Below are 22556 nucleotides of genomic sequence, written 5' to 3'. Positions count from 1 at the left end.
TAATTTAAATTTTTTATAAATGAAGAACGCTCTCAATTTTGAGGGCGTTTTTTTGTAATTATATGAACAAATGTTAATAACTTAAGGGCTTAAAAAGGTAATTTAACGGTTATATAATTTGCGTTTTTATATATTTGCGTGTTAGACAAAAAGTACATTTTTTTTAGAATAAAATATATATGAGCGAAGAAATCAAGAAGGACAGTTATTCAGCAGATAGTATTCAGGCATTAGAAGGAATGGAACACGTAAGGATGCGTCCTTCGATGTATATTGGAGATGTGGGAGTTCGAGGTCTGCATCATTTAGTGTATGAGGTTGTGGATAACTCTATTGATGAGGCAATGGGAGGCCATTGTGATACCATAATAGTTGATATTAATGAAGATGGATCCGTTTCTGTTGAAGATAATGGGCGTGGTATTCCGGTAGGGATTCATAAAAAAGAAGGGGTTTCAGCGTTAGAGGTTGTAATGACCAAGATTGGTGCCGGAGGAAAATTTGACAAAGATTCGTATAAAGTTTCCGGAGGACTTCACGGTGTTGGGGTTTCGGTTGTAAATGCATTGTCAAACCATTTGAGAGCTACCGTTCACAGCAGTGATGGTAAAATATATGAACAAGAATACGAAAAAGGGAAAGCGTTATACCCGGTTAAGCAAATTGGTGAAACGACTAAGAGAGGGACAATTGTTACTTTTTATCCGGATCCAAGCATATTTACCCAAACTATTGAGTATTCGTATGATACTTTATCGGCTCGTATGCGTGAATTATCTTATTTGAATAAAGGAATCACGATTACATTTACGGATAAAAGAGAATTTGATAAAGACGGAAATTTTGTTTCAGAAGTATTTCATTCTGACGAAGGTTTAAAAGAATACATCCGTTACTTAGATGGGAACCGTGAGCCAATTATTGCGCACGTAATTTCTATGGATCATGAAAAAGGAGAAATTCCGGTTGAGGTGGCGTTAATTTACAACACCAGTTATACGGAAAATATTTTTTCTTATGTAAATAATATTAATACACACGAGGGAGGAACGCACTTGCAAGGTTTTAGAACCGGTCTTACAAGATCGTTAAAGAAATACGCAGATGCTTCCGGAATGTTAGACAAATTGAAATTTGATATTTCAGGAGACGATTTCCGGGAAGGATTGACCGCTATTATTTCGGTAAAAGTGCAGGAGCCACAATTTGAAGGACAAACGAAAACGAAACTTGGGAACAGAGAAGTTGTTTCTCCTGTAAGTCAAGCGGTAAGTGAGATGATTGAAAACTATTTGGAAGAAAATCCAAATGATGCCCGTATCATTGTTCAAAAAGTTATTCTTGCAGCACAAGCACGTCACGCAGCCAAAAAAGCACGTGAAATGGTACAACGCAAAACCGTAATGGGTGGCGGTGGATTGCCAGGAAAATTATCAGATTGTTCAGAACAGGATCCAGCAAAATGTGAAGTATACCTTGTCGAGGGAGATTCGGCGGGAGGAACCGCAAAACAAGGTCGTGATCGCATGTTTCAAGCTATTTTACCTTTGCGTGGTAAGATTTTGAACGTAGAAAAAGCAATGCATCATAAGGTTTTTGAAAACGAAGAGATTCGAAATATATTTACTGCGCTAGGCGTTACAATAGGAACTGCCGAAGACAGCAAAGCATTAAATATCGAAAAATTACGCTACCACAAAGTAATCATTATGTGTGATGCCGATGTCGATGGTAGTCATATTTCTACTTTAATCTTGACGTTCTTCTTTAGATTTATGAAAGAATTAATCGAACAAGGGCACGTATATATTGCCGCACCGCCTTTGTATTTGGTTAAAAAAGGAAACAAAAAAGAATACGCATGGAATGATTTACAACGTGATCAGGCAAATGAAAGAATGGGCGGAAGTGCAGGAATTCAACGTTATAAAGGTCTTGGAGAGATGAACGCAGAGCAATTATGGGAAACTACAATGGATCCAAGTTTTAGAACATTGCGTCAGGTAACTATTGACAGTTTGGCGGAAGCCGATAGAGTTTTCTCAATGTTAATGGGTGATGAAGTACCACCACGAAGAGAATTTATTGAGAAAAATGCAGTTTACGCAAATATTGATGCGTAACGTAACGTAATCATCCGTTTTTATTCTAATAGAATAACGCAAAAAAAAGTAACCAAATTAACAAATAACCGAATAAACTTTAAAATATGAAAGTTACCATTGTAGGAGCAGGAAATGTAGGAGCGACATGCGCGGATGTGATTTCTTATAGAGGAATTGCCAGCGAAGTAGTACTATTGGATATTAGAGAAGGTTTTGCTGAAGGAAAAGCGTTAGATATCATGCAATGTGCTACCAATACTGGTTTTAATACCAAAGTATCAGGTGTTACCAATGATTATGCTAAAACAGCAGGAAGTGATGTAGTGGTAATTACATCTGGAATTCCAAGAAAACCAGGAATGACTCGGGAAGAATTAATAGGAATTAATGCAGGAATAGTGAAAACGGTTGCTGAAAATGTATTGAAGCATTCACCGGAAACTATTATAGTGGTCGTTTCTAATCCTATGGATACCATGACATATTTGGCATTGAAATCTACGGGATTGCCAAAAAACAGAATTATTGGGATGGGTGGAGCGTTAGACAGTTCTCGTTTTAGAACGTATTTGTCTTTGGCTTTAGACAAACCGGCCAATGATATTTCAGCAATGGTTATTGGGGGACACGGAGATACTACTATGATTCCTTTGACACGATTAGCATCTTATAACGGAATTCCGGTTTCACAATTTCTATCGGAAGAGGAATTGCAAAAAGTAGCTGCCGATACTATGGTTGGTGGAGCTACACTTACAGGACTGCTTGGAACATCGGCATGGTATGCTCCAGGAGCTTCCGTTGCTTTCTTGGTGGATAGTATTTTAAATGATCAAAAGAAAATGATTGCATGTTCTGTTTTCGTTGAAGGAGAATATGGTCAGGATGATATCTGTATTGGTGTTCCGTGTATTATTGGTAAAAATGGAGTAGAAGAAATTCTTGACATTAAACTAAATGATGCTGAAAAAGCCTTGTTTGCTAAAAGTGCAGACGCTGTCAGACAAATGAATGACGCTTTAAAATCGATTTTGGTATAAAAATTTACATATAAAAAAGAGAAGACTGCATCTTTGCAGTCTTTTTCTTGAGATTAATCTATAAATAAATTGGTTAATCTTACCGTTAATTATATATTTGCTCGGTTTAAAAAAAATGAAGTAGCTCGATATATTCTTTTATAATATAAAAAACGAATGTAAAGTGTTCTTTTATAAGGTTTAAAGCAAAAATAAATAAATATAAAATAATTAATTTTTAGTAATAATGCAGAATAAAGGACTTATTAAATTTTTCGCAATTCTATTTGCATTGGTAAGTATTTACCAACTTTCGTTCACTTTTGTCGCGAGCAAAATTAAAAATGATGCGAAATCTTTTGCGGGTGGAAACCCTGATAAAGAAGCTAAATATTTAGATTCTATCGGTAAAGAAAAAGTATTTAGCCTTGGGTTTACTAATTTTACTTATAATGAAGTAAGTGATAAGCAAATCAACAAAGGTCTTGACTTAGAAGGAGGTATTAATGTAATACTTCAAATATCTGTTAAAGACATATTGAAAGGTTTATCGAATAACTCAAAAAATCCGGTTTTTAATAAATCTTTGGCTGATGCAACAGCAAATTTAAAAGGAAATCAAACCTATTTAGATGCATTTTTCAATGCTTTTGAAGCGAATTCAAAAGGGACCGTAAAATTAGCTTCTCCTGATATTTTTGCAAACAGAAGTTTGCAAGGTGAAGGTGGAGTCGATTTTCAAATGACCGATGCTGAGGTCGAAAAAGTAATCAAAAGAAAAGTAGATGAGTCTGTAGAAAGTGCTTTTGGTGTATTGAGAGAGCGTATAGACAAATTTGGTGTTACCCAACCTAACATTCAAAAATTAGGGGAGACGGGAAGAATTCTTGTAGAACTTCCAGGGGCTAAAGATGTAGACAGAATTAAAAGATTATTACAAAGTACCGCTCAACTAGAGTTTTGGGAAACATATAAAATAGAAGAAATTGGTAATTTTTTGATGGCAGCTAACGAGTCATTGAAGAAAACTGAAATCAATATTGCCGAAGCTAAACCTGTTGTGAAAGATTCTTTGAGCGCTTTGCTTTCGGATGGTAAAGATTCAGCTGATGCAAAAAAGGGGAATAATCCTTTGTTTGATAAAATCATTGGTCAAGGTGGAGGTCCAGTTTTGGGACTTTTCTCTCCAAAAGATACGGCTGTTGTAAACGGATATTTAAAAAGAGCGGATATTAGAGTTTTATTGGCTGCAGACCAGCGGTATGTGAAATTTGTTTGGGGAAAACCTTTGACTATTAAAGACGATAAAGCAAAAGCTGTTGAAGCAGTAGAATTATATGCTTTAAAAGGAAACCGAGACAATGTACCGGCAATGGCTGGTGGTGTGGTTACTGATGCAAAAGATACCTTTGACCAATCAGGTAAACCAGCGGTTTCAATGCAAATGAACGGACAAGGTGCAAAAGCATGGGAAGAATTAACTGGTAGAGCTTACACTCAAAAAAGTAATATTGCTATTGTTCTTGATAATGTGGTGTATTCTGCACCAGGAGTTTCTACAGGTCCAATTTCAGGTGGTAGGTCTGAAATTTCAGGAGCTTTCGATGTTACAGAAACTAAAGATTTAGCAAATGTATTGAGAGCAGGTAAATTGCCGGCTGCTGCAGATATTATTCAGTCAGAAGTGGTAGGGCCATCCTTAGGTCAGGAAGCAATTGACAACGGGACTAATTCTGCTTTGTTAGGATTGCTTTTAGTGTCACTCTGGATGATGATTTATTACGGTAGAGCAGGTTGGTATGCTAATATTGCATTAGCGGTTAACTTACTTTTCTTATTCGGAATTTTAGCAAGTATTGGTGCAGTTCTTACATTGCCAGGTATTGCAGGTATCGTATTGACAATGGGAACAGCTGTTGATGCGAACATCATTATCTACGAAAGAGCAAAAGAAGAGTTGCGTGCGGGTAAAACACTAGAAGAAGCCGTTAAAACTTCCTACAGCTGGAGAGGAGCAATGTCCTCGATTACGGATGCCAATGTTACGCATATTTTGACCGGAGCCGTATTGTTCATTTTTGGTTCAGGGCCAATTAAGGGGTTTGCTACTACGTTATTAATCGGTATTATAACCTCATTGTTTACTTCAATTTTTATTGCACGAATCTTTATTGACTGGAACATTAGTAAAAAGAACAATTTGACGTTTGTTACTAATTTCTCTAAAAATATGTTTGTCAATTTCAAGTTTAATTTCTTGGGAGTTAAAAAATGGACGTATTTATTTTCTAGTATTATAGTTGTTATCAGTTTTACTTCATTAGCAATTAACGGTCTTGATGAAGGAGTCGACTTTGTAGGAGGAAGAACTTTTCAAGTGCGTTTTGAAAAAGCAATTGAAACTGAAACAGTAAAAGCAGAGCTAGCGGAAGTTTTTGATGGTAGTGCCGAAGTAAAAGTTTTTGGTAGTGATAATCAATTGAAAATTACCACTAAATACAAAGTGGAAGAGCCAGGAATCAAAGCAGACGAAGAAGTAAATAAATTATTGTTTACTACTTTAAAACAACATTTTTCAGCTGATATGACGTATGATAAATTTGTTAATGCTTATGATGGTAAAAAACTCGGTATTTTACAAGCGTCTAAAGTAGGGCCAACAGTTGCTGAAGATATTAAAACGAATGCTTATTGGGCGGTTCTTGGAGCAATGGCAATCGTGTTTTTATATTTGATGATCAGTTATAGAAAATGGCAATACAGTTTAGGAGCGATTGCTGCTGTTGCCCACGATGTTATTTTTGTGCTAGGAATTTATTCATTGTGCTATAAATTTATGCCTTTTGGTATGGAAATCGATCAGCATTTTATTGCTGCGATTCTAACCGTTATTGGGTATTCTATGAATGATACAGTTATTGTATTTGACAGGGTTCGTGAATATTTAGCCGGAAAAACTAAAGGTTCTTTCTCTGAAATCGTAAATCAATCTATTAATACAACGATGTCAAGAACTATCAATACCTCTTTGACGATGATTGTGGTGTTGTTGATCATGTTTATTTTTGGAGGAGAATCTATCAGAGGATTTATATTTGCTATGTTAGTTGGTATCATTGTAGGGACGTACTCTTCATTGTTTATTGCAACACCAGTACTTGTAGACACCATCTCAAAAGAAGATAAAGACAGAGTCGAAAAGGCGCATCTAGAAAACTAGAAACAGTTTTTTACACCATCAAAAAAAAGAGATTCAGCGTAAGTTGAATCTCTTTTTTTATTTGTAACTTCAAAGCTGATTTTAATTCCTTTTTTGAAAACTGTATAATCAGATAAACCAAAATACTATTAGTTATGCGGATGAAAGTATTAGTTATTTTAGTTTTAGTCCTTTGTACAATTCCATTTTATGCCCAAGAAAAGGCAAGTAAAGTTGATTTGGGTTTTTCGTATGGAATAGGAGATGAATTTAAGAACAGAAATTATACCTTTACAAATAAGTCTTATAAGGTGCAAATTTATTATGTTGTAAAACAAACGAAGAATTTTAAATACGCACTAGTGCTTCAGCCAGAAATTAATTTTGCAAGCCATCAACTCCTAAATATTTATTTTGTGGAGCCCGATGATCCAGATTATATTGTAAAACGGGAGCGCTATACAAAGCTAAAAGATGTAAAAGAATACGTTCTTAATCTTGGTTTTTTAATGCGAAAACCGGTCTTTAAATCGGCGAGTATTTATGTTTTAGGGAGCATAGGTCCAATGATTACAGATACAGAAACGGAACGACTCTCCAAAGGTTTTGCTTTTTCAGATGTTTTAGCGTTAGGATTTACTTTCAGGCTCAAGGGTGTGACTTTAGACGTAAGACCAAATATTCGTCATGTGTCTAATGGGGGATTACAGAAAACCAATGCGGGATATACGACTAAAAACATTGACTTTGGGTTCTCATTTTCGTTATAAAGAAAGCGTTAGCTACTAAGATGCAGCTAACGCTTTTTTTTTGTTGTAACGTATTGTTATTTAGTTTGTTATTTCTTTTTCTGATGTAAGAATAAAATACAGTCCTATAAGAATAAAGGGGATACTAAGCCATTGTCCGGTTGAAAATAAACCTAAAGCACTTTCAAAACCGCCTTGACTTTCCTTAACAGATTCTACTATAAAACGGACTGTAAATAAAAGAACCAGGAACATACCAAATATAAATCCGGTATACCTTCTTTTTTCGGTTTTCCAATACAGGAAAAATAAGACTGCAAAGACAAAAATATAACAGAATGCCTCGTACAATTGAGTAGGATGTCTTACCGGAACTTGTTCCAGTAAAGAGACAAATTTAGGGTCGTTCGCAATGGCTGAGTACGCAGCTTGAGGATTGGGTATTTGAGTCGCATTGACCGCGTCCATAGCACTAAAATGGTCTTTCAAGAATTTTATTCCAAAGTCAGAAGTCGTTTTATGACCAATAATCTCCGAATTAAAAAAGTTACCCAATCTGACGAAAATAGCACCGCTTGCAACAGGAATAACCACCCGGTCCAAAATCCATAACTGGGGTTTTTTCAATATATTTTTACTGTAAAAATACATAGCAATAATTATTGATATGGCAGCACCATGACTTGCTAAACCTTGAAAACCTGTGAATTCCCATCCTTTTATAATGTATAAAATCGTTTCGTTTGGATTTTCTCGTATTGGCATAAAAATTTCCAATAAATGATTGCGATAATACTCCCAATCGTAAAAGAAAACGTGACCCAAACGTGCACCAAGTAAGGTCGCTAATACTGTCCAGATAAATAACGAATCTAATTTTTCTATTGATTCCCCTTCACGATCAAAGATATTTTTCATAATATACCAGCCTAATCCAAAAGCAATTACAAACATTAAACTGTAATAACGAATGATAAAAAAGCCTAAATCAATTCCTTCTGATGGATTCCAAACGATGTTTAAAGCGTGTGTCATGTATTGTATTTTATATGTTTGACGTAAAAATAGAGATTAAATGTAAAATTCGTATTAAAAAAGAGAATCTTTATGGGTACATGATTTTTTGGGAACCGGATCATAGCCGGTTTTTCCCCAAGGATGGCAACTAAAAATACGTTTTATACCTAAAAACCCGCCATAAAACAAACCGTGGGTTTGTAAAGCTTCAATCATATACGAGGAGCACGTGGGTTCAAATCTACAAGCCGCAGGTGTAAAGGGTGAAATAGCCACTTGATAGAAACGAACCAATAGTAAAAATGGGTAAATGATGATTTTTGATAACATGATTTTAAAATTAAAACTTCTCTGTTGTTACTCAAAATTATTTTTCAGTTGTAATCGATTTCGGTATTTAGCGAACTAGATACTAAACGAAGTTCCTTCTTTACCATCTTTTAACTGAATTCCTAATACAATTAATTGATCCCTTATTTGATCAGAAAGTGCAAAATTCTTATTGTCGCGAGCTTGTTTTCTCATTTCAATAAGCATATTGACCGTTCCTTCTAACTTATCGTTATTGCTGTCCGAGACTTTTTCGTCTTCTAATCCTAATACGTCAAACACAAATGCATGCATTGTTTTTGCAAAATGGTTTAAATCTTCCGCATTCAAGGTCTCTTTTTCATCCTTTAGTAAATTGATAAAACGTACACCTTCAAACAACTGCGCAATCAAAATAGGAGTATTAAAATCGTCATTCATTGCATCATAACAGGTTTGTTTCCAAGCCGGAATGTCAACGGTGCTTTTTGTGTGAACAGTGATTTCTTTCAACGAATTAATCGCTTCCATCAATCGTTTGTATCCTTTTTCGGCAGCAACAATGGCATCATCAGAAAAATCAAGAATACTTCTGTAATGCGCCTGGAGCATAAAAAATCGTGCTACTGATGCTGAAAAAGCTTTACTTAAAACGGTGTTTTCTCCAGTCAATATTTCTCTTGGCAAAATATTATTTCCCGTAGATTTTGCCATTTTTTTTCCGTTCAAAGTCAACATATTGGCGTGGAGCCAATAATTAACCGGAGTTTGACCGGTACAGGCTTCGTTTTGTGCAATTTCACACTCATGATGCGGGAATTTTAAGTCCATTCCGCCACCGTGAATGTCAAAATGATTGCCTAAGTATTTAGTGCTCATTGCTGTACATTCTAAATGCCATCCCGGAAATCCATCACTCCATGGCGAAGGCCAACGCATAATATGTTGAGTTTCCGCTTTTTTCCAAAGCGCAAAATCCTGTGGATTTCTCTTGTCACTTTGCCCGTCAAGATCCCTGGTATTGGCTAGCATATCCTCAATGTTTCGGCCACTTAATCTGCCGTAATGATTGGTTTCATTAAATTTTACCACATCAAAATAAACAGAGCCATTGGCTTCATAACCAATTCCTTTTTCAATTATGGTTTTGATAATTTCAATTTGCTCAATAATATGTCCCGTTGCAGTGGGTTCGATACTTGGTGACAAAAAGTTAAAAGCATTCAAAATTTCATGAAAATCAACCGTATAGCGTTGCACTACTTCCATTGGTTCCAGTTGTTCCAGACGTGCTTTTTTGGCAATTTTATCCTCACCTTCATCCACATCGTCTACAATATGCCCCACATCCGTAATGTTTCTAACGTAGCGTACCTTGTATTCTAAATGCAAAAAATACCTAAAAATCACGTCAAAAGACATAAAGGTACGCACATTTCCAAGATGTACATTGCTGTAAACTGTAGGTCCACAAACATACATTCCTACATTTCCTTCATGAATAGGTTTGAAAATTTCTTTTTCTCCTGAAAGAGAATTGTATATTTTTAGATTTTGGCTATTGTATAATGGCATTGTAGATTATTGTTTTCCCCACCCCAGCCCTCCCAAAGGGGAGGGAGTTGAGACGTGAATGCGTTATTAATAATTGTTGTAATCTTGTTCTCACCTTACCAAGCTAGGCTCCCGCTCCTTTGCAGAGGGTCGGGGAGAGGACTAGAACTTAGTTTCTAATTTAATATAATCTAAAAACTCTCTGCGAGTGACACTATCTTTAAATTTTCCGCCAAATTCAGAGGTTACGGTACTACTTTCAATATCACTGATTCCTCTTGAATTTACACAAAGGTGCTTGGCATCGATTACACAGGCTACATCTTCTGTACCTAATGCGATTTGTAATTCCTGAACAATTTGCATGGTTAAGCGCTCCTGAACCTGAGGTCTTTTAGCATAATATTCTACGATACGGTTCATTTTAGACAAACCAATAACTCTGCCGTTTGAAATATAAGCTACGTGCGCTCTTCCTATAATTGGTAATAAATGATGTTCACAGGTAGAATATACGATGATGTTTTTTTCAACTAACATTTCACCGTACTTGTAATTATTGTCAAATGTAGATGCTTTTGGTTTTTTAGCAGGATTTAAACCGCCAAAAATTTCCTTTACAAACATTTTGGCAACACGATTGGGCGTGCCTTTTAAACTATCATCGGTCAAGTCCATTCCAAGTGTGATTAGAATGCTCTCCACGTCCTTTTTTATTTTTTCAATTTTTTCCTCATCAGAAATGGCAAAAGCATCATCTCGTACTGGATTTTTTGCGGATAAACTAATATGGTTTTCTCCTATTTCGTCTTGAAATTCTTCGTTTTTTATCATTAAAAGCAACTATTATTGTTGGTGTAAATATTTAAGGGGTAAAGGTAAATAATAAAAATTAAAAAATTTCTATCGCTCCTACTATTTAAGACTACTTTATTGGTTCAGCCGCCCGTTATACTCTCTTTTTTGGATCTAAAAATAAAAGGCAATAACGAACTCGTTACTGCCTTTTATAAAATAGTTCCGGTTCCCTAAAGGGGATGTCTACCAAAATGTGTTTGATTATACGTTCGTTAGTGTCGCATTATAAACAGGGATCGCTGCTTTCAGGATTCGTACTGCGCTAATTAAATCTTCTTTCTTTAAAACATAAGCAATTCGAACCTGATTTAATCCCATTCCCGGAGTAGAGTAAAAACCGGCTGCTGGCGCTACCATTACTGTTTCTCCATTTAGGTCATAACTTTCTAATAGCCATTGCGCAAAAGCATCGGCATTAGCAACTGGTAGTTGCGCAATACAATAAAAAGCCCCTTTTGGTTTGCTTACAATAACGCCATCTATTTTATTTAATTCTTCAATCAAAGTGTCTCTGCGTTCTCTATATTCTGAAATTACTTCGTCAAAATAACTTTGTGGAGTGTCAAGAGCAGCTTCGCTTGCAATCTGTTCAATCGTTGGTGGACTTAATCTTGCTTGTGCAAATTTCATTGCAGTAGCCATCAGTTCCTTATTTTTAGAAACAATGCATCCTATTCTGGCACCGCACATGCTGTATCTTTTTGAAACAGAATCAATCATGATTGCATGTTCTTCAAGCCCGGGAACATTCATTACAGAATAATGGACATCACCATCATAAGTAAATTCACGATATACTTCATCAGAAATTAGAAATAAATCATGTTTTTTGACTAAGGCAGCCAGTTGCATGATTTCTTCTTTTGAATATAAATAACCCGTTGGATTTCCTGGATTACAAATCAGGATCGCTTTTGTTTTTGGCGTAATCAGCTTTTCAAAATCAGCTACGGCCGGTAATGCAAAGCCGGTTTCAATACTCGAGATTACTGGAACTACAGAAACTCCTGATGCGGTTGAAAATCCATTATAATTTGCATAAAATGGTTCCGGAATAATGATCTCATCACCATGATCCATCGTGCTGCCTATAGCAAACATCAAGGCTTCAGATCCTCCAGTGGAGATTATAATATCTTCAATATGTACAGGAATTCCTTGATTTGTATAATAGGCAGCTAATTTTTTTCTATAGCTTTCATTCCCGGCGGAATGGCTGTATTCTAAAATAGTTAAATCTATATTTTTAACCGCATTCATAGCAACTTCAGGAGTTCTGATATCGGGTTGGCCAATGTTTAAATGGTATACTTTATGGCCTTTATTTTTCGCTATTTCAGAGTAGGGAACCAATTTTCGTATTGGTGATTCAGGCATTTGTTTGCCTTTATTTGATATTGTTGGCATAGTTTTAAATTATTGAATTGCAAATTTGCGATTTTTTTTTCGAATTTATCACAATTTATGCCCGGATATATCATATAAAACAAGGTTTTGTTTTATATTTTTAGTATTTTTATAAAAAGCTAGCACAATGAAAAGAACGCTAAATTTATTTTTTTTAATCTTCTCGATATACAGTGTTTTGGCGCAGCAAGGATTTCAGTTTGAAAAAAATGGAGACAAAATTAGTGTGCCTTTCAAGTTGATCAATAATTTAGTGCTTCTGCCTATAAAAGTGAATGGAGTTGAATTGAATTTTTTATTGGATTCCGGTGTGGAAGAGACCATATTATTTAGTTTGGAAGAAAAAAAAGAAGTTCGTTTTTTTAACGCGGAAAAAGTACTATTAAGAGGATTAGGGAGTCAAGAGGCGGTCGAGGGATTGAAATCGACCAATAATATATTGCAATTCGGCAGCATGTTGTATGCGGATCATATGGTTTATATTGTTTTGAATCAGGATTTTAATTTATCCTCTCATATTGGGATTCCTGTAAACGGAATTATAGGATTTCAGTTTTTTAGAAATAATCTGGTTGAAATTAATTACTCTAAAAAGAGAGTTATAGTCTATAGCGATACCGCTAAAAATAGAAAAAAAATAGTTAGAAAGTTCAAAACTATTCCTATCGCTATCGAGAAATCAAAGCCGTATTTAAAAGGTACGGTGTTGTTGAATAATAAGGAATTGGTGGTCAAGTTGCTGATTGATATAGGAAATAGTGATGCAATATGGTTGTTTCAGGATCGCTCCGAATTTCTTAAAGTTCCCTCGAAAAATTTTTCTGATTTTTTGGGCAGAGGATTTAGTGGTGATGTTGAAGGAAAAAGAGCCAGAATTCAAAAATTCGCAATGAATCAGTTTGTATTTAATAATCCAATAGTAGCTTTCCCGGACTCTACTTCAATTAGGAATGTTACTATGGTTCCTGATCGGATGGGATCAGTAGGAGGAGAGATTATGAAAAGATTTACCGTTATTTTTAATTACCCCAAAAAAGAAATGTATGTAAAAAAAAATAGTCTTTACAACGATCCTTTTGCATACAATAAAAGCGGAGTAGAGATCCAGCACAACGGATTACAGTGGGTTCAGGAAACTGTTCGGATGGAAACCGTCCCTTTGTTACCAAAATATAATGAGTCAGGCGAAACTAAAGTACTCAATGACTTTAAGTATAAATTCCAATTAAAGCCTATTTATGAGATCGCAAATGTTAGAAATAATTCGCCAGCAGCAAATTCAGGAGTACAAAAAGGCGATATTATTATTTTAATCAATAACGCTCCTGCTTATAGATATTCGTTGCAAAAAGTTAATTCTCTCTTTAGATCTGAGGAGGAAAAATGGATAACATTGGAAGTGGAAAGAAACAGTCAGATTCTGAAATTTAGATTTCAGTTACAGGATTTTCTCTAACAAAAAACGCCTCCAGAGGGTTTCAGGAAGCGTATTGATGTGTACACATGGAATTTAAATCCATCAAGTAGGTCGGGTAAAAATCAAATAGGACACATTGGATTTAGAGGAATAGTGTTTTTGCTCATTGGCTCCTTAACGCGAAAGTCTGAGAAAGCAGTATCTCTTTGTTTTAAATAAATCACAATTGCGTGATTTAATTTGCAACTACTTCCCCTTTTATTTTTAAAGCGACTCTCCCGGAATCGTAATTCACGGCATTCGATTCAACAGTTATTGTTTTTCTAATTGGTCCGGGAGCCATATTGTATTTTATGGATATTTTTCCTGTTTTTCCCGGCATAATTGGCTCGGTTGGTTTTGTTGGAATGGTGCACCCACAAGTAGAAAGTACATCTGTAATAAGTAATGGCGCATTTCCAGTGTTCGTAAAAATAAAATTACGGGTTCCACTATCATTTTTGGTAACCCTCCCATAATCGATTGTATTGTCTTTTGCAGCAAATTCAATTTTAGGGCCATTTTGAGCAAATCCTACGGTGCTAATTAATGTGAATGCAAATAAAATTAATATTTTTTTCATTTTCATTTTTTTAAATTCATTAAAGTAAATATACTTTGTTTTAATTAACGCACAAATTTTTATTTCCCTTTTTATAGTCTACTTAATTATTTACTTTTGTGACCTATCAGAATTACAAATATCAGACCAAAGTCTACAAGGGTATTTGTTGATCTGGTTATTGGTTTAACGGAACCAACAAACAATTGAATTTAACGATTAAATGACCTACAATAAAATGATTATTCCTGCACAATTTGACGCTAAAACTATTGAGAATAAGTGGTATGACTACTGGATGAAAAATAAATATTTTCACTCAGAGCCGGATCAAAGAACACCATATACTATCGTAATTCCACCGCCTAATGTGACTGGAGTTTTACACATGGGACACATGTTGAACAATACTATTCAAGATGTATTAATAAGAAGAGCGCGTCTTAAAGGGTTCAATGCGTGCTGGGTTCCGGGAACGGATCATGCCTCAATAGCTACAGAAGCTAAGGTGGTCGCCAAATTAAAAGCTGAAGGAATCCATAAAAATGATTTAACACGTGAAGAATTTTTGGCGCATGCCTGGGAATGGACGGATAAATATGGCGGTGTAATTCTGGAACAACTCAAACAATTGGGCTGTTCATGTGATTGGGATCGAACAAAATTCACAATGGATCCTGATATGTCAGCCTCAGTGATTCGTTCTTTTGTAGATTTATACAACAAAGGTTTGATTTATCGAGGATACCGAATGGTAAACTGGGATCCGGAAGCCAAAACGACTTTGTCTGATGAAGAGGTAATTTATGAAGAACAACAAGGAAAGTTATATTACATACAATATAAAATCCTCACCCCAGCCCTCTCCGAAGGAGAGGGAGCCGAGACTTTTAACTCCCCTCCTTCTGAGGTGTTGGGGGAAGAATTTTTGACCATAGCAACTACGCGTCCGGAAACCATTTTTGGAGATAGTGCCATTTGTATTAATCCAAATGACGAACGTTTTGCTCATTTGAAAGGCAAAAAAGCGATTGTGCCTATTTGCGGAAGAGTAATTCCTATTATCGAAGATGACTATGTAGACATAGAATTTGGTACTGGTTGTTTGAAAGTGACCCCAGCTCACGACATGAATGACAAGGCATTGGGAGAAAAACATAATTTGGAGATTATTGATATTTTCAACGAAGATGCAACGATGAATAGTTTTGGTTTGCATTACCAAGGGAAAGATCGTTTTGTGGTTCGTGAAGAAATTGCAAAAGAACTAGGGACTATAGGTGCTTTAGCAAAAACAGAAACACACTTAAATAAAGTAGGTACTTCGGAAAGAACCAAAGCAGTTATCGAGCCTCGTTTATCAGACCAATGGTTCTTGAAAATGGAAGATTTGGTAAAACCGGCAATTCAATCCGTATTGGTTGATGGCGAAATTAAATTGCATCCAGCACGTTTTAACAATACGTACGCCCATTGGCTAAACAACATTCGCGATTGGAATATTTCGCGTCAATTGTGGTGGGGACAACAAATTCCAGCTTATTTTTATGGAGATGGAAAAGAAGATTTCGTTGTTGCCGAAAATATTGAGGATGCTTTGGCTTTAGCCAAAGAAAAAACGTCTAACTTCTCACTTCTCACTTCTGACTTGAAGCAAGATGTCGATGCTTTAGATACTTGGTTTTCTTCATGGCTGTGGCCAATGTCCGTTTTTGGAGGTATAATGAATCCGGAAAGTGAAGACTTTAAATACTATTATCCAACCAATGATTTAGTAACTGGTCCGGATATTTTGTTTTTCTGGGTAGCGAGAATGATTATTGCAGGATATGAGTACACAGGAAAAAAACCTTTTACAAATGTTTATTTGACTGGTTTAGTTCGGGATAAACAAAGACGTAAAATGTCTAAATCATTAGGGAATTCACCGGATCCTTTAGACTTAATAGAAAAATTTGGTGCCGATGGTGTTCGTGTTGGATTGCTTTTGAGCGCTTCTGCCGGAAATGACATTATGTTTGACGAAGAATTGTGCAACCAAGGAAAAGCATTCACCAATAAGATCTGGAATGCCTTTAAATTGATTAAAGGTTGGGAAGTTTCGGAAACGATTCCACAACCGGAATCTTCAAAAGTAGCAATCGAATGGTATGAAGCCAAGTTGCAACAAACACTTCTAGAAATCGAAGACAATTTCGAAAAATACAGAATTTCCGAAGCTTTAATGGGAATTTACAAACTGGTTTGGGATGATTTCTGCTCTTGGTTCCTGGAAATGATAAAACCGGCGTACCAACAGCCAATTGACAGCGTTACTTTGGCGAAAGCCATAGCAATGCTTGAAAATAATTTAAAATTATTGCATCCGTTTATGCCGTTCCTGACAGAGGAAATTTGGCAAATTCTTGCCGAAAGAACTACAGATGAAGCATTAATCGTTTCGACTTGGCCAGAAATAAAACCGTTTGATTCCCGTTTAATTGCTGATTTTGAAAACACAATGGAGGTTATTTCCGGAATTCGTACGATCCGTAAAGACAAGAATATTCCGTTTAAAGATGCAATTGAATTTAAAATTGTCAATAATGACAATACTTCGGCTTATTTTGATTCGGTGGTGACTAAATTAGGAAACTTGACTTCCTTAGAATATGTTTTGGATAAAGTGGATGGCGCCTTGTCTTTCCGTGTCAAATCGAATGAATATTTCATCCCAATCACCGGAAATATTGACGTACAAGCTGAAATTGCTAAACTGACGGCGGAGTTAGTCTATACGCAAGGTTTCTTGAAATCAGTACAAAATAAACTAGCCAACGAGAAATTTGTGGCTGGTGCACCGGAGAAAGTTTTAGCCAACGAAAGACAAAAAGAAGCAGATGCTCTGGCAAAAATGGAAACTATCGAGCACAGTTTGGCGGGTTTAAAATAGACATAGTTAAAATATATAAACCCGACCCATTTTGAATATGGGTCGGGTTCTTTTTTGTGTCAACTTGGTTTAGCAGGGTTGAAGCAGAAATTTAGCCAAATAAAAACAAGAATAATAACGGAAATATAATTCCGGCAACTGCCAGTTTCCAACCCCTGTTTTTCCAACTGAATTTTCCGGATTTAATCATAACCGTTCCTGTTAAGGCAATAATGATTAAGCTGATCGCAAAAATATCAGAATAATAAATCCAAAAATTAGAGGTGTTTTTATGCAATTTCATCGTTTGGCTGATAATTGGCGTTTTAGAGAAGGAAACAATTTCTCCTTTTCCAGTTTTCAGGTCAATTTCGACATCGTGTTTTTCAAAAGAAATTTTAAAGGTTCCTTTTTTTACCATTTGACGTCTCATTTTATCATCGATGCCCAATTGTTTGCCTAAATCTTCAGCAAATTTTTCATTAATTTCATTTTCAGCAAAAACTTTTACTTGGATCGCCTTGGTTTCGGTAGTGTATTTTTCCGGATGCCAGTATTCTCTGTGGTTCATCATAAGTCCTGAGATGGCAAAAGAAACAATTAATCCGATATAGAAATACCCTAAATCACGGTGTAAATTTCTTGCTTTTATTTTCATCATGGGTTTGAATTTTAGGTTTTGAATTATGTATCAGACTTTTTATTTGGTAAAAGGTTTAATTAGAATTTATATTTTAAGCTGGTCATCACTTGACGAGGTGCTGTTGGGTTTACACTGTAATTTTCATGTACGGTATAATTCAAAACATTTGTAATATTTGACAATCTGCAAAAAAAACTCAAATTGACTGTATGCTATGATGTTCTTGCTAAAATATCCTCTACTACAAGACTGCCGCTTGTACCAAAAGATTTAGAAATTTTCAGTTGTGTCAGGTGTTTCTTGTGCAAAGTCTTTTTTGGTGAACAGAAAAGTCAAAACGGGTATTAAACTATTTTTCATAATTATTTATTTGGATAGAATAAAAATAACAATGCAAATGTAGAATCAGAATTTCATTCAACAAAAATTATTTAATTAAATGATGAATAGTAAATTAAAATTATTTATGGCATCCTGAATAATAGTGTTTTAAAAAAAAACTTTCTTTTGTAACAGTTATCGTCATCAAAGTATTAAATTTTAACATTTGATTTTCGGTTTCTTCCCCACCAAATATAGCATCCGGTTATTGGAAGACTCGCAATAAGTAAACTGATTAAAAAGGCAAATATTTTTCCGGCTATTCCAAAAACGGCACCCGTATGAATGTCGTAATTCAAGAGCAGCAGTTTGTCGGCAATTTCAGCTTCTTTATACCTTCCGTAAAGGTGATCTACTTTTTGTTCTTCTAGGTTGTATTGGTCAAAATAACGATAGTCTATTTTCCAATACGTGCCTTCCTCAGGATTTGCATTTGCAGCAATAGAAGAACTGGCACTTTCCGGTGGATGCACTTCTATAGATTTTGCTTTTGGATATTCTTTTTGCATCAAAGTCCAAATTTGATCCAGCGGTTTATTTACTTTTTTTGTTTTTATAGTCGAAATAGGATCTTCATAAACCAATGATTTTTCTCCACCAAGAACCGTATAATAAGAATAAGCAAACCATTGGAAACCCCAGACTAAACCCGTAATTGCAAAAATAACGGCTATTATTAGCACGTATAAGCCAGTAATATTATGCAAGTCATAGTTTTTACGTTTCCATTTTAATCCTTTTTTCCATTTAAACCAAAACCGTTGTTTGGCAGCATTTTTATTTTTTGGATACCAAAGAATCATTCCCGTAATCAGCAGAATCAAAAATACTAAAGTTGCCGATGCTGTAACGGTTTGTCCAATTTCATGAGGCAGCCAAAGATAAAAATGACCGTCAAGAATAAAGTTAAAAAACCCATCATCCATATTGGTTTTTTCAAGGACTTCACCTGTATACGGATTGAGGTACACAATATAATGATAGGAAGGTTCGTAATGGAAAAATATAGCTTCCACTGATTTGACAGAACCATTGTATTTTATAGCATGTAACACTTTGTTCGGAATTTCTTTTCGGGCAATTTCTTCCAATTGCGTAGGTAATAGAAATGGTTTTTCCTGTTTTGAAACAAACCTGTACTCATCGGTGTAATCTTGTATTTCTTCCTGAAAGGCATACAAACTTCCCGTGATGGCAATTATGAAAACAAGTATGCCTGAGGATAAGCCAAGCCAAAGATGGATTTTTAGGATTGCTTTTTTTAAGGTGTTATTTTTCATTATAAATGGATTAAACTCCTCCAGGAAAAGAGGAGTTTAGTTAGACAAAACGAATTAGGAATCTTAAAATTTATACGTCAAACCGGCAGTTACACTTCTTAATCGCTGTGGAGTTACAGTAGACCAGCCTGAATAATATTTTTCGTTTAATATATTATTTAATTTTAAAGCTAAATTGAATTTATCATTCGAATACGACAAAGCCGAATTTAATATGGTATAACTTGGTAAGGCAAATGTTCCGATATTCGCTCTGTTCAACGTTTTATATTCACTGGCATGGTTTCCGCCAAATCCAAGACCGAATCCTTTTAATTTCCCGGAAGTCAACGTGTAATTTGCCCAAAAATTTACTAGCGTTTCTGGTCCGGCTTCTTCAGGTCTTAATCCTAAATATCCATCACCGGGATTGTCTTTTGTAACTTCACTTTTGTTATTACTGAATCCGGCAATCACATTAAATCCTTTCATTGGGTTTGCCGTAAAACTGATTTCAACTCCTTTACTGTTGACTTCACCGCCCTGAATTGCGTTATTAATATTGTTTGGATCCGTCATTAATCGGTTTTTCACATCAATGTTGTAGTAGCTAATCGATGCCGAAATGATGTCTTTGTATAAGTTTGTTTTTAATCCAAATTCATATTGATTAGCTTGCTCCGGATCAAAAGATTCCATTCTTGGATTAGAACCATCCACTTCAGAAACTTCTCGTGGCGTTACATTTACAAAGCCATTCATATAATTTGAAAAAACCGAAACTTTATCTTTAATCAACATATAAACCAGACCGAATTTTGGAGAAACGGCTGCTTGGCTGTTTTCTTCGGTCGCTGTTTTCGATTTGAAATGATCGACGCGCAAACTGATCATTGCCGATAATTTATCGGTAACATTCAACACATCAGAGGCGTACGCACTAATAACCTCAACTTCAGCAGTTGAATTTCCGTCAAACGAATCTACTAAAAGATTATCAACTCCCGCTTGGGTCAAATCTCCGGTATCTGATCCATCGATTAAGGAGACAATTCCGTTTCCAACCCAACCGGTACTCCCGTTTATAATATTTGATTTATAATAATCGACACCGGCAACCAATCGGTTTCTTAAGTTTCCAATTTTAAAGTCTCCAATAAAATTTTGTTGAATATCCGTTGCTAAAGTTTCTCCGTTTCTTTTAGAAATGAATCGTGTAAAATCATTTCCGTTTGATGCATCAAATAAATAGGAATAATACCCATTTGTTTTACTGTTACTTCTGGATAATACGGTTTGCGAAGTCCACTGATCCGATATTTTATAAAACATTTGAGCCTGTAAATTATAAGTAGGATTGCTGATGGACAGCTCGTTTGAAGTGAATGATTTTGTATAGTTTTTTTCGAATAATTCCATCGAATCAAATGATAGAGCGGAATTTCTGTTCAAGAAAAGCATCGGGGCATTTGATGAATTTCGGTTCGTAAATTCAGTATTGATCAAGAACGAAAGTTTATCACTAACTTTATAACTCAAGGAAGGCGCAAAGAAAAAGGATTTGCCAAAACCGGCATCCTGAAACGAATTTTCTTTTTGGTAGGCTGTATTGATTCGTACGGAAACATCCGTGTTTAGCGGGATATTTACATCTGCAGTAAGGCGATCCATACCATACGATCCGGCATTATAACTGATTTCTCCGCCAAATCTTGAATAAGGTTTTTTAGTTACAATATTTATTAAACCTCCGTATGAAATCAAACTACTGCCAAATAATGTTCCTGAAGGTCCTTTGATCACTTCAATATTGTCCACGTTGGCCGGATCAATACTTCCGTTGTTGATTCCGGGAAGCCCGTTGATCATTGTTGGCTGAACTGAAAAACCTCTCATAGAAAAATATTCAGCACCGTCGCCGCCACGCCCGGTTGATTCCCAAAGACGCGTGATTCCAGTTGCATTTTTTAGCGCATCACTAAAGTTAGTGACCACTTGTTCTTTCATTAACTCGCTGGTAACTGTATTGTACACCTGTGGATTTTCAATATTATTCAAAGGCATTTTAGAGACGGTGGTGCTTTTTTCTCTTTTATACCTGTATTTGTTGGTGTTTATAATCACTTCTTTCAATGTTTTTAAGGTATCTTTTTCTTGCTCTTTCTTTTCTTGAGCAGTAACCGTTATTCCAAAAAGCAAAACGAACAGGTAAAAGGCAGGTATCTTTTTCATTTATTTAGATTAATTAAAAATAAGTTGCAAATATAAGAGTGCTTTTGTTCTTAACAAAACTTATTTAGACTAATTATAGATAATATTTAAAATTAATTTTTATTCCACTGCAAAACAGTTTTTTAACGGCATAAAAAAACCTTGCTTATTTCGAGCAAGGTTTTGATTGGAACTAAAATGTTAAAATTTTAGTTGATTTTTTTCATTGAATATTGTTCGGAACTGGGTTTTCCTTGCTGGATTCCTGAAATTTTTACCACTATACTGTCTGGATTGATTTCACTATAAATAATTTTTTGAGGATAATCATGTTTCGGGTTTTCAAAAACCAGTTGTTTCTCAGTTGTCGTTGTCAACTTGAATGCGACTGCTTTATCCTCGTTTTGTCCTTTTACCATAGTTGAATACGTTAATTCTTCTCCTTTTTGTTGCAAAATAATAGATTCAAAATGCAAAGTGTCTTTTTCTTTGATAAAATAGGATTGCGCTTCAAAAGTACTGTCGTTTACTTTTTTCCAAGTTTCAGAAAGATTTCCATCAACGGATTTATTTTCCCAATTTCCTAAAATCCAATTGGCGGCTTTCATTTTTTCTAATTCATTTGCATCCGATTCTTTGCAGGAAAAAATGGTTAACAAAAGTAATATAAGAGTTGTTTTTTGAAACATTGGTGTAAATATTTGGTTTTATTTTGAACTGCTAAATTAATAAAAAATAGAATAACGTCACTTTTTTAGTTTTGGAATCAAAGGTTTACCATATAAGTCATATAAGTTTTTAATTTGAATAGAATAAAGGACAAAACAGTTCATTTAAGGAAAGTCGCATAGTTTATAAAGAATGTTTTAACCAACGGTCTCTTCAGCCAATGTAACAAAATATCTCTCTTTTATGA

16 protein-coding genes are annotated in these 22556 nt (G+C 35.3%); 6 read left to right on the top strand and 10 right to left on the bottom strand.

The genetic code is table 11. From position 1 onward, the window contains the following. Positions 1 to 179 precede the first annotated feature (179 nt). From gyrB to EKM02_RS08320, 4 genes are all read left to right on the top strand, one after another. Positions 180 to 2123, top strand: a complete 1944-nt coding sequence (gyrB, locus tag EKM02_RS08335) for a DNA topoisomerase (ATP-hydrolyzing) subunit B (protein WP_126454100.1) — start codon at positions 180 to 182, stop codon at positions 2121 to 2123. Positions 2124 to 2209: 86 nt separating this feature from the next. Next, positions 2210 to 3145 (top strand): malate dehydrogenase, encoded by a 936-nt coding sequence (mdh, locus tag EKM02_RS08330; protein ID WP_126454098.1) that lies wholly within the window; start codon positions 2210 to 2212, stop codon positions 3143 to 3145. A gap of 226 nt (positions 3146 to 3371) precedes the next feature. Continuing rightward, positions 3372 to 6344, top strand: coding sequence for a protein translocase subunit SecDF (gene secDF, locus EKM02_RS08325; protein ID WP_126454096.1), 2973 nt, complete (start codon positions 3372 to 3374; stop codon positions 6342 to 6344). A 134-nt stretch (positions 6345 to 6478) separates the two neighbouring features. Beyond that, positions 6479 to 7093: an acyloxyacyl hydrolase gene (locus tag EKM02_RS08320; RefSeq protein WP_126454094.1), complete on the top strand. Its 615-nt coding sequence runs from the start codon at positions 6479 to 6481 to the stop codon at positions 7091 to 7093. Positions 7094 to 7153: 60 nt separating this feature from the next. Here EKM02_RS08320 and lgt read toward each other — a convergent pair whose 3' ends face one another. The 5 genes from lgt to EKM02_RS08295 form a co-directional block, all read right to left on the bottom strand. After that, positions 7154 to 8107 carry a prolipoprotein diacylglyceryl transferase gene (gene lgt, locus EKM02_RS08315; RefSeq protein WP_126454092.1) on the bottom strand — a complete coding sequence of 318 codons (954 nt, stop codon included), beginning with the start codon at positions 8105 to 8107 and terminating at the stop codon, positions 7154 to 7156. 54 nt (positions 8108 to 8161) lie between these two features. After that, entirely contained in the window at positions 8162 to 8419 is a 258-nt protein-coding gene (gene yidD, locus EKM02_RS08310) for a membrane protein insertion efficiency factor YidD (RefSeq protein WP_126454090.1), read from the bottom strand. Positions 8420 to 8494: 75 nt separating this feature from the next. Beyond that, on the bottom strand, positions 8495 to 9973 hold the full coding sequence (gene cysS, locus EKM02_RS08305) for a cysteine--tRNA ligase (RefSeq protein ID WP_126454088.1): 1479 nt from the start codon (positions 9971 to 9973) through the stop codon (positions 8495 to 8497). Between the two features lie 141 nt (positions 9974 to 10114). Then, positions 10115 to 10786, bottom strand: a complete 672-nt coding sequence (gene folE / locus EKM02_RS08300) for a GTP cyclohydrolase I FolE (protein ID WP_126454086.1) — start codon at positions 10784 to 10786, stop codon at positions 10115 to 10117. A gap of 225 nt (positions 10787 to 11011) precedes the next feature. After that, positions 11012 to 12217 (bottom strand): pyridoxal phosphate-dependent aminotransferase, encoded by a 1206-nt coding sequence (locus EKM02_RS08295; RefSeq protein WP_126454084.1) that lies wholly within the window; start codon positions 12215 to 12217, stop codon positions 11012 to 11014. 127 nt (positions 12218 to 12344) lie between these two features. Here EKM02_RS08295 and EKM02_RS08290 point away from each other — a divergent pair, with 127 nt between their 5' ends. Further along, positions 12345 to 13673, top strand: a complete 1329-nt coding sequence (locus EKM02_RS08290; protein WP_126454082.1) for a PDZ domain-containing protein — start codon at positions 12345 to 12347, stop codon at positions 13671 to 13673. A 196-nt stretch (positions 13674 to 13869) separates the two neighbouring features. Here the strand turns inward: EKM02_RS08290 and EKM02_RS08285 are convergent, their stop codons facing one another. Beyond that, entirely contained in the window at positions 13870 to 14256 is a 387-nt protein-coding gene (locus EKM02_RS08285; protein ID WP_126454080.1) for a DUF1573 domain-containing protein, read from the bottom strand. Positions 14257 to 14473: 217 nt separating this feature from the next. Between EKM02_RS08285 and EKM02_RS08280 the strand changes: the two genes are divergently transcribed. Beyond that, positions 14474 to 17167, top strand: a complete 2694-nt coding sequence (locus EKM02_RS08280; RefSeq protein ID WP_126454119.1) for a valine--tRNA ligase — start codon at positions 14474 to 14476, stop codon at positions 17165 to 17167. Positions 17168 to 17258: 91 nt separating this feature from the next. Here the strand turns inward: EKM02_RS08280 and EKM02_RS08275 are convergent, their stop codons facing one another. The 4 genes from EKM02_RS08275 to EKM02_RS08260 all read right to left on the bottom strand — a co-directional run bounded on the left by EKM02_RS08275 (position 17259) and on the right by EKM02_RS08260 (position 22329). Continuing rightward, positions 17259 to 17807 carry a PepSY-associated TM helix domain-containing protein gene (locus EKM02_RS08275; protein ID WP_126454078.1) on the bottom strand — a complete coding sequence of 183 codons (549 nt, stop codon included), beginning with the start codon at positions 17805 to 17807 and terminating at the stop codon, positions 17259 to 17261. Positions 17808 to 18322: 515 nt separating this feature from the next. Continuing rightward, positions 18323 to 19450 (bottom strand): PepSY-associated TM helix domain-containing protein, encoded by a 1128-nt coding sequence (locus EKM02_RS08270; protein ID WP_126454075.1) that lies wholly within the window; start codon positions 19448 to 19450, stop codon positions 18323 to 18325. Positions 19451 to 19513: 63 nt separating this feature from the next. Continuing rightward, on the bottom strand, positions 19514 to 21661 hold the full coding sequence (locus tag EKM02_RS08265; protein ID WP_126454073.1) for a TonB-dependent siderophore receptor: 2148 nt from the start codon (positions 21659 to 21661) through the stop codon (positions 19514 to 19516). A 188-nt stretch (positions 21662 to 21849) separates the two neighbouring features. Further along, positions 21850 to 22329 carry a DUF6265 family protein gene (locus tag EKM02_RS08260; RefSeq protein WP_126454071.1) on the bottom strand — a complete coding sequence of 160 codons (480 nt, stop codon included), beginning with the start codon at positions 22327 to 22329 and terminating at the stop codon, positions 21850 to 21852. Positions 22330 to 22556: the final 227 nt, after the last annotated feature.

Origin of the sequence: Flavobacterium sp. RSP49 (assembly GCF_003968735.1) — a bacterium.
Classification (GTDB): domain Bacteria; phylum Bacteroidota; class Bacteroidia; order Flavobacteriales; family Flavobacteriaceae; genus Flavobacterium.
This window is presented reverse-complemented; position numbering and strand designations above follow the sequence as displayed.

Excerpts from the sequence above, each read along its gene's own strand:
- gyrB (WP_126454100.1), top strand. The coding sequence starts at position 180 with ATGAGCGAAGAAATCAAGAAGGACAGTTATTCAGCAGATAGTATTCAG.
- mdh (WP_126454098.1), top strand. The coding sequence starts at position 2,210 with ATGAAAGTTACCATTGTAGGAGCAGGAAATGTAGGAGCGACATGCGCG.
- secDF (WP_126454096.1), top strand. The coding sequence starts at position 3,372 with ATGCAGAATAAAGGACTTATTAAATTTTTCGCAATTCTATTTGCATTG.
- EKM02_RS08320 (WP_126454094.1), top strand. The coding sequence starts at position 6,479 with ATGCGGATGAAAGTATTAGTTATTTTAGTTTTAGTCCTTTGTACAATT.
- lgt (WP_126454092.1), bottom strand. The coding sequence starts at position 8,107 with ATGACACACGCTTTAAACATCGTTTGGAATCCATCAGAAGGAATTGAT.
- yidD (WP_126454090.1), bottom strand. The coding sequence starts at position 8,419 with ATGTTATCAAAAATCATCATTTACCCATTTTTACTATTGGTTCGTTTC.
- cysS (WP_126454088.1), bottom strand. The coding sequence starts at position 9,973 with ATGCCATTATACAATAGCCAAAATCTAAAAATATACAATTCTCTTTCA.
- folE (WP_126454086.1), bottom strand. The coding sequence starts at position 10,786 with ATGATAAAAAACGAAGAATTTCAAGACGAAATAGGAGAAAACCATATT.
- EKM02_RS08295 (WP_126454084.1), bottom strand. The coding sequence starts at position 12,217 with ATGCCAACAATATCAAATAAAGGCAAACAAATGCCTGAATCACCAATA.
- EKM02_RS08290 (WP_126454082.1), top strand. The coding sequence starts at position 12,345 with ATGAAAAGAACGCTAAATTTATTTTTTTTAATCTTCTCGATATACAGT.
- EKM02_RS08285 (WP_126454080.1), bottom strand. The coding sequence starts at position 14,256 with ATGAAAAAAATATTAATTTTATTTGCATTCACATTAATTAGCACCGTA.
- EKM02_RS08280 (WP_126454119.1), top strand. The coding sequence starts at position 14,474 with ATGATTATTCCTGCACAATTTGACGCTAAAACTATTGAGAATAAGTGG.
- EKM02_RS08275 (WP_126454078.1), bottom strand. The coding sequence starts at position 17,807 with ATGATGAAAATAAAAGCAAGAAATTTACACCGTGATTTAGGGTATTTC.
- EKM02_RS08270 (WP_126454075.1), bottom strand. The coding sequence starts at position 19,450 with ATGAAAAATAACACCTTAAAAAAAGCAATCCTAAAAATCCATCTTTGG.
- EKM02_RS08265 (WP_126454073.1), bottom strand. The coding sequence starts at position 21,661 with ATGAAAAAGATACCTGCCTTTTACCTGTTCGTTTTGCTTTTTGGAATA.
- EKM02_RS08260 (WP_126454071.1), bottom strand. The coding sequence starts at position 22,329 with ATGTTTCAAAAAACAACTCTTATATTACTTTTGTTAACCATTTTTTCC.